This is a genomic window from Sulfitobacter undariae (genome assembly GCF_014196805.1).
Lineage (GTDB): Bacteria > Pseudomonadota > Alphaproteobacteria > Rhodobacterales > Rhodobacteraceae > Sulfitobacter > Sulfitobacter undariae.
Genome location: NZ_JACIEI010000005.1, coordinates 136,015 through 154,434 on the forward strand (window position 1 = coordinate 136,015; position 18,420 = coordinate 154,434).

18 protein-coding genes are annotated in these 18,420 nt (G+C 56.1%); 13 read left to right on the forward strand and 5 right to left on the reverse strand.

From position 1 onward, the window contains the following. Positions 1–17: 17 nt before the first annotated feature. Positions 18–671: a peroxiredoxin gene (locus tag GGR95_RS09855; RefSeq protein WP_184565332.1), complete on the reverse strand. Its 654-nt coding sequence runs from the start codon at positions 669–671 to the stop codon at positions 18–20. 130 nt (positions 672–801) lie between these two features. On the opposite strand from GGR95_RS09855, the gene GGR95_RS09860 reads away from it, so the two are divergent. The 5 genes from GGR95_RS09860 (at position 802) to rpsO (ending at position 5,449) form a co-directional block, all read left to right on the forward strand. Further along, the gene (locus GGR95_RS09860) at positions 802–2,229 is read left to right on the forward strand and encodes an aldehyde dehydrogenase family protein (protein ID WP_184565333.1); all 1,428 of its coding nucleotides are present in this window, start codon (positions 802–804) and stop codon (positions 2,227–2,229) included. A 175-nt stretch (positions 2,230–2,404) separates the two neighbouring features. Then, positions 2,405–3,325, forward strand: coding sequence for a tRNA pseudouridine(55) synthase TruB (truB, locus tag GGR95_RS09865; protein WP_184565335.1), 921 nt, complete (start codon positions 2,405–2,407; stop codon positions 3,323–3,325). A 1-nt stretch (position 3,326) separates the two neighbouring features. Continuing rightward, the gene (locus tag GGR95_RS09870; RefSeq protein WP_343042187.1) at positions 3,327–3,836 is read left to right on the forward strand and encodes a DUF1643 domain-containing protein; all 510 of its coding nucleotides are present in this window, start codon (positions 3,327–3,329) and stop codon (positions 3,834–3,836) included. 119 nt (positions 3,837–3,955) lie between these two features. Then, positions 3,956–5,011, forward strand: a complete 1,056-nt coding sequence (locus GGR95_RS19020; RefSeq protein WP_184565339.1) for a calcium-binding protein — start codon at positions 3,956–3,958, stop codon at positions 5,009–5,011. Between the two features lie 168 nt (positions 5,012–5,179). Then, positions 5,180–5,449: a 30S ribosomal protein S15 gene (gene rpsO / locus GGR95_RS09880; RefSeq protein ID WP_184565341.1), complete on the forward strand. Its 270-nt coding sequence runs from the start codon at positions 5,180–5,182 to the stop codon at positions 5,447–5,449. An 81-nt stretch (positions 5,450–5,530) separates the two neighbouring features. Here the strand turns inward: rpsO and GGR95_RS09885 are convergent, their stop codons facing one another. Then, the gene (locus GGR95_RS09885; RefSeq protein ID WP_221384816.1) at positions 5,531–6,922 is read right to left on the reverse strand and encodes an amidase family protein; all 1,392 of its coding nucleotides are present in this window, start codon (positions 6,920–6,922) and stop codon (positions 5,531–5,533) included. 132 nt (positions 6,923–7,054) lie between these two features. On the opposite strand from GGR95_RS09885, the gene GGR95_RS09890 reads away from it, so the two are divergent. Then, a complete protein-coding gene (locus GGR95_RS09890) occupies positions 7,055–7,462 on the forward strand; it encodes a hypothetical protein (protein ID WP_184565345.1) in 408 nt (135 codons plus the stop codon). A 184-nt stretch (positions 7,463–7,646) separates the two neighbouring features. Then, on the forward strand, positions 7,647–9,782 hold the full coding sequence (gene pnp / locus GGR95_RS09895) for a polyribonucleotide nucleotidyltransferase (protein ID WP_184565347.1): 2,136 nt from the start codon (positions 7,647–7,649) through the stop codon (positions 9,780–9,782). 172 nt (positions 9,783–9,954) lie between these two features. On the opposite strand, the gene GGR95_RS09900 is transcribed toward pnp, so the two are convergent. Both GGR95_RS09900 and rbfA read right to left on the reverse strand, forming a co-directional pair. Next, complete coding sequence (locus tag GGR95_RS09900; protein ID WP_184565349.1) at positions 9,955–10,797, reverse strand: phosphodiester glycosidase family protein; 843 nt, start codon at positions 10,795–10,797, stop codon at positions 9,955–9,957. Next, positions 10,794–11,216, reverse strand: a complete 423-nt coding sequence (gene rbfA, locus GGR95_RS09905) for a 30S ribosome-binding factor RbfA (RefSeq protein ID WP_184565351.1) — start codon at positions 11,214–11,216, stop codon at positions 10,794–10,796. The genes GGR95_RS09900 and rbfA overlap by 4 nt, the downstream gene beginning before the upstream one ends. Positions 11,217–11,304: 88 nt before the next feature. Between rbfA and dapB the strand changes: the two genes are divergently transcribed. Beyond that, a complete protein-coding gene (dapB, locus tag GGR95_RS09910; RefSeq protein WP_184565353.1) occupies positions 11,305–12,120 on the forward strand; it encodes a 4-hydroxy-tetrahydrodipicolinate reductase in 816 nt (271 codons plus the stop codon). A gap of 28 nt (positions 12,121–12,148) precedes the next feature. Here dapB and GGR95_RS09915 read toward each other — a convergent pair whose 3' ends face one another. Continuing rightward, positions 12,149–12,334, reverse strand: coding sequence for a DUF1674 domain-containing protein (locus GGR95_RS09915; RefSeq protein ID WP_343042196.1), 186 nt, complete (start codon positions 12,332–12,334; stop codon positions 12,149–12,151). Between the two features lie 133 nt (positions 12,335–12,467). On the opposite strand from GGR95_RS09915, the gene GGR95_RS09920 reads away from it, so the two are divergent. From GGR95_RS09920 to GGR95_RS09940, 5 genes are all read left to right on the forward strand, one after another. Continuing rightward, complete coding sequence (locus GGR95_RS09920) at positions 12,468–13,739, forward strand: RsmB/NOP family class I SAM-dependent RNA methyltransferase (RefSeq protein WP_184565357.1); 1,272 nt, start codon at positions 12,468–12,470, stop codon at positions 13,737–13,739. A gap of 151 nt (positions 13,740–13,890) precedes the next feature. After that, positions 13,891–15,645, forward strand: coding sequence for a heparinase II/III family protein (locus GGR95_RS09925; protein ID WP_184565359.1), 1,755 nt, complete (start codon positions 13,891–13,893; stop codon positions 15,643–15,645). Positions 15,646–15,661: 16 nt separating this feature from the next. Beyond that, positions 15,662–17,248, forward strand: coding sequence for a bifunctional phosphoribosylaminoimidazolecarboxamide formyltransferase/IMP cyclohydrolase (purH, locus tag GGR95_RS09930; protein ID WP_184565361.1), 1,587 nt, complete (start codon positions 15,662–15,664; stop codon positions 17,246–17,248). 17 nt (positions 17,249–17,265) lie between these two features. Further along, on the forward strand, positions 17,266–17,778 hold the full coding sequence (gene lspA / locus GGR95_RS09935; RefSeq protein ID WP_184565363.1) for a signal peptidase II: 513 nt from the start codon (positions 17,266–17,268) through the stop codon (positions 17,776–17,778). Between the two features lie 65 nt (positions 17,779–17,843). Then, on the forward strand, positions 17,844–18,347 hold the full coding sequence (locus GGR95_RS09940; RefSeq protein WP_184565365.1) for a DUF3035 domain-containing protein: 504 nt from the start codon (positions 17,844–17,846) through the stop codon (positions 18,345–18,347). The last annotated feature ends 73 nt before the right edge of the window (positions 18,348–18,420 follow it).

Here is an 18,420-nt window from a genome sequence, read left to right on the forward strand (position 1 = left end):
CATTTAGCGGGTCAATATCAGGACGGCAGTTGTGTTGTCCGCAGATACGGCAATACCGTTTTAAACTCACCGTATTTCGCTTTGGCGTCCTCATCTGAGACAGATGTCGGGATGATCACATCATCGCCCACGTTCCAGTTTGCCGGTGTCGCAACACCTTGGCTTGCTGATGTCTGCAATCCGTCCAGCGCACGCAGTACTTCGGCAAAGTTGCGGCCAACAGTCATCGGGTATGTCATCGACAGCTTCAGCTTTTTGTCAGGCCCAATGATGAACACAGAACGTACTGTGGCGCTATCGGCAGGGGTGCGGCCATCGGGCAGATAGGCCTCGGCAGGCAGCATATCAAAGGCTTTGGACAAGGTCAGATCAGCATCTGCAACAATCGGGAAGCCCGCTTTTGCGCCGCCGACTGTTTCGATGTCTGTTTTCCATTTTTTGTGGTCCTCAACCCCGTCAACAGACACGCCCAGTACTTTTGTGCCGCGTTTGGCCCATTCATCGGCCAGCTGCGCGACAGCGCCGAATTCGGTTGTGCAAACGGGTGTAAAGTCTTTGGGGTGCGAAAACAGGATCGCCCATTGATCGCCCACAAATTTATGCAGCGTCATGGTGCCTTGATCGGTCTCGACAGAAAGATCGGGGATAGTATCGTTAATGCGCAAACTCATTTCAGGTTACTCCTTGAGGTGATCCGTTAAGCAATTACATAAGCATTCAGTCGCTGACTTCCATAGCCATCTTGCACGAAGTCAGCCGCAGTGACACAGTGACGCAAACCTCAGACAAGGAGCATTACCAATGCTGGAACATCGGAATTTTTACATCAACGGTGCATGGGTCGCCCCTGCTGCCGCAAATGATTTCCCTGTAATCGACCCTTCCACCGAAGAACAATGCGCTGTGATTTCCTTGGGCGACGCAGCGGATACCGATGCAGCGGTGTCAGCTGCACGCGCAGCCTTTGATAGCTGGTCACAAACATCCAAAGAAGAGCGCACAGCCTTGATCAAAAAGCTGGCTGAAATTTATGACGCCCGCCAAGAAGAAATGGCGCAGGCCATGTCCGCAGAAATGGGCGCCCCCATTACGATGAGCCGCCAATCTCAAGTCGGCGCGGGCAGCTGGCATATCCAAGGTTTCCTTGAAGCATTTGAGGATTTCTCTTTTGAGAGCGATTACACTGCGACAGAGAAAACCCTTAAAGAACCTATTGGTGTATGCGCCCTGATCACACCTTGGAACTGGCCGATGAACCAGATTGTCCTCAAGGTAATCCCTGCACTGGCGACGGGCTGTACCGTGGTTTTGAAACCTTCCGAAATCGCCCCTCTTTCTGCGCTGCTGTTTGCTGAATTCGTGCACGAAGCAGGCTTCCCTGCTGGTGTGTTCAACCTCGTCAACGGCGACGGGGTTGGTGTTGGCAGCCAGCTCTCTTCACACCCTGAAGTAGATATGGTCAGCTTCACTGGTTCAACCCGCGCAGGCATCGCTATTTCCAAGGCAGCGGCGGATACCCTTAAACGTGTCAGCCTTGAATTGGGCGGCAAAGGTGCAAATATCATCTTTGAAGACGCTGATCCCAAAGCTGCCAAACGCGGCGCGATTCACTGTTTTGGCAACTCCGGCCAGTCATGCAACGCGCCGACACGGATGCTGGTGCATAAATCCCGCTATGACCAAGCCGTTGCAGACGCAACCAAAGTTGCGCTGAACACCCCTGTGGGTGTTGCATCCGAAGAGGGTAAACAGATGGGCCCCGTTGTGTCAGAGGCGCAATTCAACAAAATCCAAGGCTTGATCGAAGTTGGCATGTCCGAGGCACGCCTCACGGCGGGGGGGCTGGGCCGTCCTGACGGTTTGAACCGTGGTTATTTTGTTAAACCAACCGTCTTTGCGGATGTGAACAATGATATGACCATCGCGCGTGAAGAGGTCTTTGGCCCCGTTTTGTCAATCATTCCCTTCGATACAGAAGAGGAAGCAATCGCGATCGCCAACGATACGCCTTACGGTCTGACCAACTATGTGCAAACCACCGACGAAGAACAACGCCGCCGCGTAGCACGTCGTCTGCGCTCGGGCATGGTGCAAACCAACGGTGTCGGATTTGCCAAAGGGTCGCCTTTCGGTGGCTATAAACAATCCGGTAACGGCCGTGAGGGCGGGCTTTTTGGCCTAGAGGAATTCCTCGAAGTCAAAGCTGTATCTGGTTGGGCTACCGAGTAACGCGTTAACGCTTTACTAAGAAGGGGGCTGCCTGCGGGCGGTCCCTTTTCGTATTCCTTTGCGTAAATAGGGATGGGCGGATTGAGTTTAAGGCCCTGTTAGGGGTCACAACCGTTGCCTATTCGTCCACAATCTGCATAAGGGCGCGCTACACCATTAACTCCAAGGACAGCACATGGCACGCAGACGCAAAGGGCGCGATATTTCTGGCTGGGTTGTGATCGACAAACCCGCAGGACCGACATCGACAACCGTGGTCAACAAAGTGCGTTGGGCATTTGACGCGCGCAAAGCAGGTCATGCAGGCACGTTGGACCCTGACGCGACAGGCGTTCTGGCCATCGCGCTGGGTGAGGCTACCAAAACGGTTCCTTACATCACCGATGCGCTTAAGGCTTATGTGTTCACCGTGCGTTTGGGGGTTTCCACCAATACCGATGATGCCGAAGGCGAAGTTCTTGCCACGACCGATCTACGCCCTGATGACAGCGCGATCAAAGAGGCTCTGAACGGTTTTGTCGGTGACATCGAGCAAGTGCCACCGCAGTTTTCTGCCGTCAAAATTGACGGAGAGCGGGCCTATAAGCGCGCCCGCGATGGGGAACAGATGGAGATTGCGGCACGCCCGCTGTTTGTCGAAAGCCTGATCATGTTGGACCGCCCCGATGTGGATCACGTGACGCTAGAGATGGTGTGTGGCAAAGGCGGCTATGTCCGCTCGATTGCCCGCGATCTGGGCGAGGTTTTGGGCTGCAAGGCCCATGTCCGCGAATTGCGCCGCACGTGGTCTGGGCCGTTTGACGTAGATAACGCGATTACGCTCGAACAGGTTGACGAGATGGCGAAAACCTTGGCCCTTGATGAATTCCTCGGACCGCTTGAAATGGGGTTGCAGGACTTGCCACAGGTCACTGCCAGTGCCGAGGGGGCGAACAAGCTGCGCCATGGTAATCCCGGTATGGTGTTTGCCAAAGACGTTGAATACGGGGATGAATGCTGGGCCGTATATGAGGGGCAAGCCGTTGCCGTTGGCACATATCGTGCGGGTGAACTGCACCCTTCACGTGTGTTTAACACTGGCGATTCAAACGACTAACGTGATCACCCGCAGCCACATCAAAGGGGATGCGCCCTCAACGGCGGTTTATTCCGATTGCGAGGTTTATCGCTATAGCCTGACCCGTATCTGGGATGAGCAGGCGCCGCGTGTTGTGTTTATCATGCTCAACCCCTCTACGGCGACCGAGGTGCAAAACGACCCGACAATCCAGCGTTGCGAACAACGTGCCCGAAAATTGGGATTTGGCGGTTTTTGCGCGGTGAACATCTTTGCCATTCGCGCGACTGATCCGCGGGATATGCGTGCGGCAAGCGACCCCGAGGGCCCAGATAATATGGCCGCGCTGGATGCCGCTGCCCAATGGGCAGACCTGAGCATCGCTGCGTGGGGTGTGCATGCAGAGCACCGTAACCAAGGGCCAATTGTGGCGGCACGTTTGCGAGCTGCTGGCCATCGTTTGCACCAGTTGGGTTTGACCAAAGCGGGCCATCCCCGCCACCCGCTCTATCTGCCATATACGGCGCAACCTCAGATTTGGCTCGCCTAAGAATAGAGCGGCCCAAGCTAAGACGGTATTAACCTGTTTCCGATTACAGTTTTGACGATTCTGTGAGAGTCTGCGCTTATATACTTCAGCGCATTTGTTAAATTTATGGAAAAGTTGTTATGTTGTGGTTAGCGGGATTGATGGGATTGATGGGGGTTGGCGCTGTATCTTTTGTGGAGCCTCACTCCGAAGAGGAGGAGGATACAACAGAGGCACAATCGGTGGCTGATGCAACATCCTTGCGTTGGACCGGGCAAGAGACGTCGCAAGAGAATGCTCCCGTAGATAATTATGACCCACGCGGCGGCGATGATGCGGCTTTGCTTGGTGCTTCTTCCACCACACAGCCAGACCAGATCATATTGAAAGAAGGCACCAATGGTGCGGATACCGTTGCAGGGACGCCTGAAGCGGATCACATGCGCGGGCGCGATGGTTCAGACGTCTTGAACGGGGGCAATGACAATGACGCATTGTACGGTGATGGCGGTGACGACACCCTGAACGGCGATGGCGGTAATGATACGCTGCATGGTGACCACGGCGGCGATGCCTTGAATGGCGGTGCGGATGATGACGTGCTGTTTGGTCACAGTGAAAACGATACGCTGTCTGGCGATGCTGGTGATGATTATTTACAAGGCTCTGCTGGCGATGATGAATTGGCTGGGGGCGATGGCGACGATACCCTGCAAGGTGGTTTAGACAATGACACGATTGTCGGGGGCTTGGGCGCTGACCTGCTGTTTGGCGGCTGGGGTAATGATGTCCTCAGCGGTGTGGTCCATAATGCGTCAGCCGGTGACCATGACAGCGGCGATTTCCTGAATGGCGGCGGCGGCGATGACAGTATTCTTGCGGGCGCAGGCGATATAATTACCGCAGGCTCAGGCGCGGATGAGATTGTTTTAGGGGATTGGATCACCTCCGGTGAGGCAGCGCAGATTTTGGATTATGCTCCCGAAGAGGATAACATCGTCTTGCTTTGGGATGACAGCGCAGGCGATAGCGCGGAACCGCAGATCAGCCTGAGTGACGACCCAGACACAACCGAACAGACGCTGATTTTGATGGATGGTGCGGTTGTTGCAGTGGTCAACGGCAGTGATCTGGAGCTCGGGGACATCACTTTGATCCCCTACAGCACGGCCACGCATCTTGGGTTAACTGCCTGATCCCGCCTGTATCAGCTAGGCTGCAATGCAATAAGTATTTGCCAACTGAGTAAAACCCGCCTAAACGCCACAAATCGCCTGCAACTGTTGGCGATTCCTCCATGGGCCTGCACTGGACGACATCCCGGGCTGCGCCATCTATTTTAACCTTTTGACAAGGAGACCCCGATGTCGATTACGAAAGAAGAAAAAGCCCGCTTGATGAGCGAATTTGGTGCCAAAGAAGGCGATACAGGTTCCCCAGAAGTACAAGTGGCAGTTCTTAGCTCGCGCATCGCGACACTGACAGAGCACTTCAAAACACACAAAAAAGACAACCACGGTCGCCGTGGCCTGTTGAAAATGGTTGCGACACGCCGCAAGCTTTTGGACTATGTTAAGTCCAAAGATGAGGCACGTTACCAAGACTTGATCAAACGTCTGGGCCTGCGCCGCTAAGCGCCAGCCTGACATTTATGTTCGGTTTAAACCGCGCCTTGTTTCACAGGGCGCGGTTTTTCTTTTGCCTATGGTCGTTTCTCAGGGCGTGACAACCTTGATGGCTTCGCCGCGCGCTTCAATCGCTTCTGCGGCATCCAGCAATATATCTTCACGGAAACGCCCGCCGATCAGCTGGGCGCCCAGCGGCACGCGGCCCATGTCACTTTTGCCAAATCCTGTAAATACCGACATCCCCGGCAAGCCCATCAGCGGCAAGCCCACTTGCGTCAACTGGGCTTCGATCACGCGGGGAAAATCTTCGAGGTCCAGCAAATCAGGGAAAGGCGGCTCTGAGGAGACAGGGCAAATCAGAACGGGGTACTTGGCCAAAAACGCCTGCCATTCGCGTAAAAAGCCCAAGCGCGCTTGCAGTGCGTCCAGTGTCTCATTCAGGTCGGGGACGGGGGTGAGCTGGTGCATTTCCGCCAGCACATGGTTGGCATCTGGATCGTCTTCTTGTGCAAATGCGGCCTGTGCGCCACGCGCCATTTCCGCCAGCCACAGTTGCGCCTGAAGGCGAGCAGGTTCGCGAAAGGGCGGGCAGTCGATTTCTTCGACCTGCCAACCTGCATCCACCAACCGTGCGGCAGCGTCACGCAACGCCCCTTCAACCAGCGGATCAGTTTGAAGGCCCTCGGGTGCTACACATAGCGCGGCACGGCGAGGGTAATCAGCGCCTTGTAGCGGCACGGCGCTGTGCCACGGATCACCCAGATCAACCTGTGACATCACGGCCAGCGATGTGCGCACATCGCGCACAGATCGCGCATGCGGACCCGATACCGCCATCAACTGCGCCCCAATATGCCGGTCTGCACTGGAGGGATTCCACGCCGCCACACGGCCCAGCGTAGGGCGGATGCCCTGCAAGCCACAGGCATAAGCAGGATAGCGGATCGAGCCGCCAATATCCGTGCCATGGCCCATCGCCCCGATGCCCGCCGCCGTGGCCGAAGCCGCGCCACCAGATGAGCCACCGGGCGTGATGCGCGGATTATGTGGATTTTTCGTATGCCCGTGCAGGGAGTTTCGCGTAAACCAGCGCAGCGAAAACGCAGGTGTATTTGTCCGCCCGACAATCACCGCCCCTGCATTGCGCAGATTCGAAACAACAGGGTTATCCATCTCCGCGATCAAGTCTTTCTGGATGCGCAGCCCGTTGGTGGTGGCAAAACCCTTTTGATCAACGTTCACTTTGGTGGTGATTGGCACACCCGCCAGCGGCCCCAGTTCCGCGCCACTTGCGCGTGCTGCATCAACAGCGTCGGCTGCTTTCAATGCAGCTTCATCGTCGCGTGCGACGACGGCGTTGATCGCGGGGTTCACGGCATCCATCCGCGCCAATGTGGCCTCTGTCACCTCCCTCGCTGTGATGCTGCCATCCTGTATCTGTGCCGCGATTGCGACACCGTCCAATTCCCAAAGCGCCATCTTCATCTCCTCGTTTTTACGGCAGCTTTGCACGAAGCCTGTGCCCCGACAATCAAATCAAATAAAAAGCAATCTATTGAACTGTGTCGGTGCCCACTTTATGGCCATAGGCCTACCTCAAAGGAATTTGCCATGACCGACACGCCCGATGTTGCACAGTTGCTTGCCACTGCCGAAGCAATTGTAAACGATTCCACGGCTGAAACTGCTGAAGTAGAAGCCGCAACTGTTGAGACAGTTTCCGCGTTTGAGGCGCGGTTGCAGCACCATTTCGCACGCGGCCCGTTCTTTGTGAAACTCCGCAATCGCCTCAAGACTGAAGGGCATGACGACCTCGCGCAGGATGTGTACCACTATTATCTGGCTGCGAATGTGCTGAAACACGGCGGTGGGAAAAGCTATCGCGAGTTGGAGAAGCTGACGGATCAGCCGTTTACGCTTCAGGATGAAGAGGGCAAGGCGCTGATTGATGTCACGGCGGACGGTTTCCTGTCTGGTTTAGTAAACACACTTCGTCAGGCACATGCGTTTTTAGAATAACCCTGATTGCAGCCTAGATAGCGCCTTAAACCACCATTCCCTTCCCATCGGCCTTATTCTGCTGTACACGCCGCCCTATCGACTTGCCGGCGCCCGGACCTCAGCGCCGACCAAACAAGATACCGAGGTCAGGGGGAATACGCCCTCTACGCAAATGGCCAACAGGCCTACACAGGAAACGATGATGTTTAACGAAGTTAAAAAATCTATGCAGTGGGGCGAAGAGACGCTTACACTGGAAACAGGGAAAGTTGCGCGTCAAGCCGACGGTTCTGTCATTGCCACATATGGCGAGACATCCGTTATGGCAAACGTGACATTCGCACGTGCGCAAAAGCCGGGTCAGGACTTTTTCCCGCTGACCGTACACTACAACGAGAAATATTACGCCGCCGGTAAAATCCCAGGCGGCTTTTTCAAACGCGAAGCGCGTCCAACTGAAAAAGAAACACTGACAAGCCGCCTGATCGACCGTCCGATCCGCCCGCTGTTTGTACCTGGCTTCAAAAACGAAGTTCTGGTGATGTGTACCGTTCTGTCCCACGATCTGGTGAACGACCCCGACATGGTAGCAATGATTGCGGCTTCCGCAGCTTTGACCATCTCTGGCGCGCCATTCATGGGCCCGATCGCTGCTTGCCGCGTGGGTTATGAGGGCGGCAACTATGTGCTGAACCCTGAAATCGACGACATGCAAGACCTCAAGAACAACCCTGATCAGCGCCTTGATCTGGTTGTCGCCGGCACAAAAGATGCCGTGATGATGGTTGAATCCGAAGCATACGAGCTGACCGAAGAAGAGATGCTGGGTGCGGTTAAATTCGCCCATGATCAAATCCAGCCGGTTATCGACTTGATCATTGATCTGGCCGAATCCGCTGCAAAAGAGCCGTTTGATTTCCAACCGGTTGATTACTCTGACCTCTCCGCAGCCGTTAAGGCCGCAGGCGAAGCAGACATGCGCGCCGCCTTCGCAATCGGTGACAAGCAAGAGCGTACAGCAGCAGTTGCTGCCGCACGTGACGTGATCAAAGCAGCCCTGACCGAAGAGCAGCTGGCAGACAGCAACCTTGGTTCCGCGATGAAAGGCCTCGAAGCCTCCATCCTGCGTGGCGACGTTGTTAAAACCGGTGTACGTATCGATGGTCGTAAGACTGACGAAATCCGCGATATCGTTTCCCAGACTGGCATCCTGCCACGTACACACGGCTCTGCCCTGTTTACACGCGGTGAGACACAAGGTCTGGTTGTGACCACATTGGGTACCGGAGACGACGAGCAGTTCATCGACGCGCTGCACGGCAACTTCAAATCCAACTTCTTGCTGCACTATAACTTCCCTCCCTATTCGGTTGGTGAAGTTGGTCGCGTAGGCCCTCCAGGCCGTCGTGAAATCGGTCACGGTAAACTTGCATGGCGCGCCCTTCAGGCCGTTCTGCCTGCCGCAACTGATTTCCCATACACGATCCGTGTTGTGTCCGAGATCACAGAATCCAACGGCTCCTCCTCCATGGCATCCGTTTGTGGTGGCTCCTTGTCGATGATGGATGCGGGCGTTCCGCTTAAATCCGCTGTTGCTGGTGTTGCTATGGGCCTGATCCTTGAGGAAAATGGCGAATACGCAATTCTGTCCGACATCTTGGGTGACGAAGACCACCTCGGCGATATGGATTTCAAGGTTGCGGGTACTGAAAACGGTATCACGTCCTTGCAGATGGACATCAAGATCGCAGGCATTACGCCTGATATCATGGAAAAAGCATTGGCTCAGGCCAAAGCGGGCCGTTTGCACATCCTTGGTGAAATGGGCAAAGCTATCTCTGGCGCGCAGGAATTCTCTGTGCATGCTCCACGCATCGAGACAATGCAGATCCCAACGGATAAAATCCGCGAAGTGATCGGTTCTGGCGGTAAAGTTATCCGCGAGATCGTCGAAGTGTCTGGCGCCAAAGTTGATATCAACGACGAAGGCATCATCAAAATCGCATCCCCGAACGGCGAAGCGATCAAGAAAGCCTACGACATGATCTGGTCCATCGTGGCCGAGCCAGAAGAAGGTGCCGTTTATACCGGTACCGTTGTGAAGATCGTCGATTTCGGCGCCTTCGTGAACTTCTTTGGCAAGCGCGACGGTCTTGTTCACGTCTCCCAGATCGAAAACCGCCGCCTGAACCACCCTTCAGATGTTCTGAAAGAAGGTCAGGAAGTGAAAGTGAAGCTTTTGGGCTTTGACGATCGCGGCAAGGTTCGCCTGTCCATGAAAGTGGTCGATCAGGAAACTGGCGAAGAAGTAAAAGAAGAGCCGAAGTCGGAAGAATAATCTTCCCCTAGGTTCTGTCTGAACGAAAAGACTCCGGATGTAATGTCCGGGGTCTTTTTTTTAATTACAACAGGATCGTTGAGGTGTTGATCGCAGCATTTAGGGATAGCGGTAGGGGGTTAAAGCGCTAAACGGGCGGCTACTCTATACAAGACGCAGCGGCGAGGCGTGGTTATTCTTCCAGCGTATCGGCAGCGGGCGCTAGCGTGCCAGAATCGTCATCACCGTTTTCCGTTTGCGGCACGTCTTCGATCACGGGCAATTCAGGTAGGTCCTGCCCCTCTACAACACCGATGATGGGGCCTAGTGCGCCAAATCCAATGTCATTTCGCCCTAATTCGGGCGCGCGCAGGCGGGAGACATTGCCATCAAAGTAAAGTGCATTGCGCAGCCCTAAATGGTCTCGAAAGAAGCTGCCAAAGGTGTGGAATGTCACAGGGCTGTTCGAGATCACAAACACGGCCTTGGTGCCATCATCCGATGTCCCGACACCATTGCGAATGTAGCGGGAGGTAGAGCTGCGCAGGAAGCGCGGATGCAATTCACCGTCGATTACCAGCATCGGGCCTGATTGCGTCGCACTGACGCAGTCAGGTGCTTCCTCAATATAACGCAATGTTTCGATCACATCGGCACGGCGGTCACGCAGGCATAGCACACCGTTGGGCAGCAGGCCGAAATTGCCCGGCCCTGCATTGCTGATCACAGTCTGGGCTGTCTCGCCGTCTTCGATATACAGGCCAACAGGGGCACGGTTGTCGTGGTACATGCCCGCATTTGTCGCAAAGCCGAGGGCAAAGCCCTGTTGTTCCAGTGCTGCGTTCAATGTGCCGAAATAGCCGTAAGGCCGTTCTGTATCAGGTTCATACAAAAACAGCCGTAGCATGTCGCGGTTGAGGTCGACTTCACAGACCGCGTAATCCGTGCCGTCATACGGCTGAACCGTACAGGTCGCTGCCTCAAGACGAAAAGGCAGTAATAGGGCGACGCCCGTTATCACTGCCCATAGTTTCATACGTTTGGGGTCTCGTCGTCATCTGGCGCATCCGCATCGCGGCGCACAATATCCTGTGACAACATCCGGCTGGTTTCGTCCATTTGGTCAAAAGTCATGTCCAATTGGAAACGTAACTCGGGTGCGAATTTCAGCGTGAGCCTTTTTGCAACCATCCTGCGCAACTCGTAATTGTTGCGAGCCAGCATTTTAAGCACGTCTTCTTTGCCGATCCCGCCCAAGGGCAGCACATACACCGTTGCGATGCGCAGGTCATTCGACATGCGCACTTCGCCCACGGTGATGGACATGCGGTTCAGCTCGGGATCGTGAACATCGCCACGTGCAAGGATTTCGCTTAACGCGCGGCGGGTTGTCTCGCCTACACGCAGTTGCCGTTGAGTGGGGCCAGCGCCCCCATGAGATTTGTTCTTTGCCATACTCCCCATCTATGCGCTCTGAACTTCTTTGCCAAGCGGCTGCGCGCAGGCTACACCTCTGAACAACTTATTAAGCGAGGTGCAGCGCATGACACAGACAACAGGTATCACAATTACAGGGGTTTCAGGCCGCATGGGCCAGATGTTGGTGCAGCAGGTTGCCACCAATCCCAAAGCGCACCTTGTCGGTGCGGTTGAGCGCGCAGGGCATGACTGGATTGGTCAGGACTTGGGGCAGGTGATGGGCGGCGCTGCAAATGGTGTGATTGTCACAGCCGATGCTGCCGCAGCCATGATAGAGGCTGATGCGGTGATAGATTTTACTGCGCCCCTTGCCACATTGGCTTTTGCTGCCGTGGCTGCGGATGCGGGCATTGTGCATGTGATTGGCACCACAGGGATGAGCGCGGATGAAATCGCCCAGCTCTCGTTGCCTGCCAAGCGTTCGGTGATTGTGCGTGCGGGTAACATGAGCCTCGGCGTGAATTTGCTTACGCAGCTGACGCGCAAGGTCGCTGCGGCGCTGGATGAAGATTTTGACATCGAAATCATCGAATCGCACCATAATCAGAAAGTGGATGCGCCTTCAGGCACGGCCTTGATGCTGGGCGAAGCCGCCGCCGAAGGGCGCGGGGTGGCGCTGGCGGATGTAAGCGATTCGGGCCGTGACGGGATCACAGGGGCACGCAAACGCGGCGATATCGGCTTTTCTGCCATTCGCGGGGGTGACATTGTGGGCGAACATGACGTGATGTTCGCTGGCGCAGGCGAGCGGATTGTCTTACGACACATCGCCTCTGATCGCGCAGTGTTTGCGCGTGGGGCGCTCAAGGCGGCGCTGTGGGGACAGGGCCGCAGCCCGGGCGAATATGATATGCTGGATGTATTGGGCCTGAACGGCTGAAACGGCGGAGAAAAAACCGCCTAAACAGTTAAAAATCGACAGCGATGCCCTTTTTCTCCCAATCGCCATAGCGCACAGCCTCTGGCCCGTCGCGGCCTCCCAGTTCGGGGGGCAAATCCAAATCTTGGCTGTTCGCGCGGCGCTCTGCGGCTTCGGCCAAGGCGCGCAAGGCGGCAGGCGGCAGATCGGGTTCTGGCACTGGCGTAGGGGGAATCGGATTGTCAGGTACGGGTGGTTCTTTGGGTGTCGGGTTCTTGACCATGGGGCGTTCCTTTATCAACTCTCTCTTGATATACGGCGCTGCTTGCCCCAGACAACCGTAAGCCTGCCAAAAGAAAGCCCGCATTATGTCAGACACCGGCGTTGCCGCACGTAAATCCGCTGTATTCCTTCTCGATGAGATATTGGGGGAGGGGAAATTAATGTCGGAACTGCTCGGCGCAGGTGTGCTGGACCGATTACCGCCTGATGACCGCGCCCGTGCCCAACGCCTGGCGCAGGATACTTTGCGCGGCTTGGAACGTGCGGATCGCATTTTGCAAAAGCACCTTAATAAATACCCGCCGCTGACCGTCCGCAATGCGCTACGCATCGGCACGGTTGAGCTGTGCACCGGCGGTGCCGCGCATGGTGTCGTGAATGCGATGGTATCAGTCGTGTCGGGCGATCGCCATTTGAGCCACCTCAAAGGTCTCACCAATGCGGTTTTGCGCAAAGTCGCCGCTGAAGGGCCAGAAGCATGGACCGCCCGCCGCGCCCCGCGTTTGCCGAAATGGCTGCGCGGACCGTTGGTTGAGGCGTGGGGCGCTGATGCGATGGCCGCCATGGAGACCGTACATTTCAACGGTGCGCCGCTAGATCTCACTGCCAAAGGTGATCCCGCTGAACTGGCGGAACGTCTGGGTGGCACGTTGCTGCCGACGGGGTCCGTGCGTCTGTATGACGGTGGTCAGGTTTCTGCCATGGAAGGTTTCGCTGAGGGCGATTGGTGGGTGCAAGACGCCGCCGCGGCCCTTCCCGCCAAGATTTTAAACGCGCAACCATGCGAGGTGGTTGTTGATCTATGTGCCGCACCAGGCGGTAAAACCATGCAACTTGCCGCTACAGGCGCCGAAGTGCGCGCCGTGGATGACAGTCACTCACGGATGCAGCGGGTGAAGGAAAACCTGACGCGCACAGGTTTGACTGCGCGGACCTTCATCAAAGACGCCCGCCAGTTTCAGGGCGAATTTGACGCGATCTTGCTGGATGCGCCCTGCTCGGCCACAGGGACGATTCGCCGTCACCCTGATTTGCCTCACGCCAAAGATGGATCGGATTTCGGTGCGTTGATGGAGCTGCAAGAAGAAATGCTGGATCACGCTTGGTCGATGCTCAAGCCGGGGGGGCGGATGGTCTTTTGTACCTGTAGCCTGTTGCCCGACGAAGGCGAGGTGCAGATCGACGAGGCGCTTGAACGCCACGGCGACATGACCGTGGACCGCGACGCGCTGAATATTGCAGGGATTGATCCGGCTTGGATATCCTCTGAAGGTGGATTGCGGTTGCGCCCAGATTTCTGGGCCGAGCAAGGCGGCATGGACGGATTTTATATCGTTTGTCTGCGTAAATCTGGTTAAAGCGACGAGGCTAAAGGTTGTCCGCAGGTTTTGCAGGCAGCCTATCGCCGAAATGCAATGGAGCAGCTGGTTGAGCCAGAAAAAACGATGACTCCGCCCGATGGGTGCAATAGACTTCCACAAGCGCCAAGAGAGCGCATAGGCAGAGCACATGACCCAAGTTTCACAATTTAGCGCGTTCCGGACGCGTGTTTTGAATAGGTTGCACGCCCGTGCAGCAACACGCGCACGTGGACAGGTGCGCGGATTCGTGTCGTCGCCAGAGCCGCGCACAATCGGGTCATTTGCACGCGGGCGTCAGTTGTCTGCTGGGAACTTCTTGTTTGCGGGCAGTCTGCTCGTGGCGCCTAATCAGTCGCCATGGAAGCTGGATGCGCCTGATGCGGCTTTTGCGCAGGCATTGCATGGATTTGCATGGATGGATGATTTGGCTGCGGTGAGTGACAATGCGTCACGCAACGCCGCGCAAAGCTGGTTGTGGCAATGGATTGATCTGTACGGCGGAGGGGGTGGTCCCGGGTGGACCCCTGATTTAACGGGTCGGCGATTGATCCGCTGGATTAACCACGCATTGTTTGTCCTGCGTGGTGTGGGTGAAAATGCCCCTGACAGCGATGCCTTTTATCGCTCGTTGGTACAGCAAACCAAATTTCTTTCCAAACGTTGGCACGCAGCCACACCCGGACTTGCGCGGTTTGAAGCGCTGACAGGGCTGATCTATGCGGGTCTGTCTTTGGAGGGGCTAGAGTCTCTTGCTGATCCCGCCGTCAAAGCGTTGGCGCATGAATGTGAGGTTCAGATCGACGCCCAAGGCGGGGTGCCGACACGTAATCCAGAAGAATTGCTGCATGTTTTCACCTTGCTGACATGGGCCGCTGCGGCGTTGTCTGATGCGGGGCGCGGCACGCCGCAGGCGCATTTGGCCGCTATTGACCGCATCGCGCCGACGCTGCGCACGCTGCGCCACTCTGATGGTGGGCTCGCGCGGTTTCATGGGGGCGGCCGCGGTGCCGAGGGATGGCTGGATCACGCGCTTGCTGCGTCGGGTGTGCGTGGGGGGCAACCAGAAGGGCTGTCGATGGGCTATGCCCGCCTGTCTGCGGGCCGCACTAGCGTTATTATCGATGCCAGCCCGCCTCCGGGTGGCGCGGCCTCTGCTGCGGCCCATGCATCTACTTTGGCGTTTGAGCTGACATCGGGGCGGCGTCCGTTGATTGTAAACTGTGGTTCGGGCGCTTCCTTTGGTCTAGATTGGCGGCGGGCGGGCCGCGCGACGCCTTCGCATTCGGCTTTGGTGCTGGGGGGCTATTCCAGCGCCCGTCTGGACACGACTGACAGCCGTACTGGCGTTGAGGCATTGATTGACGGGCCGACTTATGTGCCTGTCGAAATCGCCCAAGTCAGTGACGGCATCAAGTTCCAAGGGGGCCATGACGGCTATGTCCTGACTCATGGGCTGACCCATGCACGCACGCTGGAATTGACCAACGATGGTCGCGCTGTGGCAGGCGAAGACATGCTGCTCGCATTGGAAGAGTCTGGAAAACGCCGCTTTGACCGTGCGCTGGATCGTACAACGCTAAAAGGTATCGGGTTTGAGCTCCGCTTTCATTTGCACCCAGAGGTAGATGCGACGCTGGATTTAGGCGGCGCTGCCGTTTCGATGGCGCTAAAGTCTGGCGAAATATGGGTTTTTCGCCATGATGGCACTGCTAAATTGACAGTGGAACCAGGTGCTTATCTGGAGGCGACACGCCTTAAACCCCGCGCCGCATTACAGATTGTTCTGACCGGACGTGCAATTAATCCCCAAACACGGGTCCGCTGGTCCTTGTCCAAAGCGCAGGAAACTGCGATTGGCGTGCGTGATTTGGAACGGGATGACCCGTATCTTGACGACGAATGACCAAAGGAGCCCTGCCATGGCTGATCTATACCCTGTAAAACGCGCCCTTCTTTCAGTTTCCGACAAGACCGGATTGGTCGATTTCGGCAAGGCGCTGAGCGCTGCCGGTGTTGAGCTACTGTCCACTGGCGGAACAGCCAAGGCACTCCGCGAGGCTGGCCTGACGGTCAAAGACGTATCCGAGGTGACAGGCTTTCCCGAGATGATGGATGGCCGCGTCAAGACATTGCACCCTGTTGTGCATGGTGGCTTGCTGGCGTTGCGCGACAATGCGGGGCATGTGGCGTCGATGGATGAACATGGCATCGGCGGGATCGATCTGGTTGTTGTGAACCTCTATCCGTTTGAAGAAACCGTTGCCAAAGGCGCGGAATATGACGAGGTGATCGAGAATATCGACATCGGTGGCCCCGCGATGATCCGCTCAGCCGCGAAAAACCATGGCTTTGTTAGTGTGATTGTCGATGTCGAAGACTACGCGCCGTATATTGCCGAGCTGGAGGCCAACGATGGTCAGACCACCTATGCACTGCGCCAACGTCTTGCCCAAACAGCATATGCGCGCACTGCGGCCTACGATACGGCAGTCAGCACATGGATGGCAGAGGCCGTGGGCGGCACGCCGCGCCGCCGCACTTTTGGCGGTACGTTGACGCAAACATTGCGTTACGGCGAAAACCCGCATCAGTCGGCAGCGTTTTACAGCGATGGCAGCAGCCGCGCTGGGGTGGCTACGGCCAAACAGCATCAGGGCAAAGAACTGTCTTACAACAACATTAACGACACTGACGCAGCGTTTGAACTGGTGTCGGAGTTTGATCCGACCAACGGCCCTGCCGTTGCGATCATCAAACACGCCAACCCTTGTGGCGTAGCGACAGGCAAAACAATGGCCGAAGCCTATGCGCGTGCCTTTGATTGTGATCGTACTTCTGCCTTTGGCGGTATCATCGCGCTGAACCAAACGCTGGATGCTGCCACAGCCGAAGCGATTTCTGGCATCTTTACCGAAGTTGTCATTGCACCCGACGCAGATGCCGATGCGATTGAAATTTTCGCAGCCAAGAAAAACCTGCGTTTGCTGACCACAGGTGGTCTGGCAGATACCAGCATTGCGCGTCTTGCCCCGCGTCAGGTGTCAGGGGGCTGGTTGGTTCAGGATCGTGATATCGGCAAGATCAGCATGGATGACTTGAAGGTTGTGACCAAACGCCAACCTACAGACCAAGAAATGAGCGATATGCTGTTTGCGTGGACTGTTGCCAAACATGTTAAATCGAATGCGATCATCTACGTTAAAGATGGTGCAACCGTTGGTGTGGGCGCAGGCCAGATGAGCCGCGTTGACAGCACGCGCATTGCCGCACGCAAAGCACAAGATATGGCCGAGGCCATGGGGCTTCCTGCGCCACTTACGCAAGGATCAGTTGTGGCGTCTGACGCGTTCTTCCCCTTTGCTGACGGTTTGGTTACAGCAGCCGAAGCAGGCGCAACCGCGCTGATCCAGCCCGGCGGTTCTATGCGTGACGAAGAAGTGATCGCCGCCGCCAATGACGCAGGGCTAGCGATGGTGTTTACTGGTATGCGTCATTTCCGGCACTAAATGAGGGGGCGGTCAGTATGCGGATAATTTTATGGGCAGGATTGGCAGCTTTGGCTGTCGATCAGATTTGCAAATATGTGGTGATCCACATGATGGAGCTTGCACGCATCCGCAGTATTGACGTGTTGCCTCCGCTGCTGAACTTCCGCTATGGTGAAAATCGCGGGATAAATTTCGGTCTATTTGGCGGGGGCTCAGAGGCGAGCCGGATTATTTTAAGCACGCTGGCGGTATTGCTCTGCATCGCTATTCTGTGGTGGGCGCGTAAAAATGCGCAAACCACATTGGCAAAAATCAGTGCAGGTTTTTTGATCGGCGGCGCGCTGGCCAATGTGCTGGATCGTCTACTTTACGGCTATGTTCTTGATTTCCTTAATGTGTCTTGCTGCGGCATCAACAATCCCTTTGTGTTTAACACCGCCGATATCTTTATATTTGCGGGCGCTTTAGGGTTGGTTATCTTTGCCGAAGACGGGCGCGGCGGGGCCAAGGCCAAAGGTGGTAAAAAGCCTCGTAAGCCGATAGTGTAAAAAGCTGGGTGACATTGCCACCCAGCCTGCGATATTGAGAGACAGTGGCGGTCTGGAGGCCTTTGATGCGTAAAATTGCTTTGTTGTTTGTACTGCCTGTAATTGTTGCGGGATGTGCCAACGTGGGCCTGCGTGATTTGCGCAGTAACTCCAAGGGTCCTGATGAATTCGGCATTCAGCCTGTGAATACACTTGCTGAACCAGCAAACTACCGCGACCTGCCCACGCCGACGCCCGGTGGTTCAAACCGCGCGGATCGCTCGGCACTTGCTGAGGGCGCAAAAGCATTCGGTGGCAGCCTTGGAAACCCAGATGGGCCTGTGCCGGCGGCTGATGGCGCGCTGGTGCAACATGCCAGTCGCTTGGGCGTGAGCGCGAACATCCGCGAAACCTTGGCGCAGACCGATGCAGACTTCCGACGCCGCAAGCAGCGTTTGACGCAATTCCGTATTGTGCCAGTTGACCGCTACAATCAGGCTTACCGTAAGGAAGCACTGGATGCTCAGGCGGAGAAAAGCCGTTGGCAACGTGCAGGGGCACGTACACCCTCTGCGCCCCCAGCAAACTAATAGCATTACATATCTGTGATTTTACCGACCGCGGCTTGATCCTGCGTGCGGGTTGCGTACCTATGTACGCAAA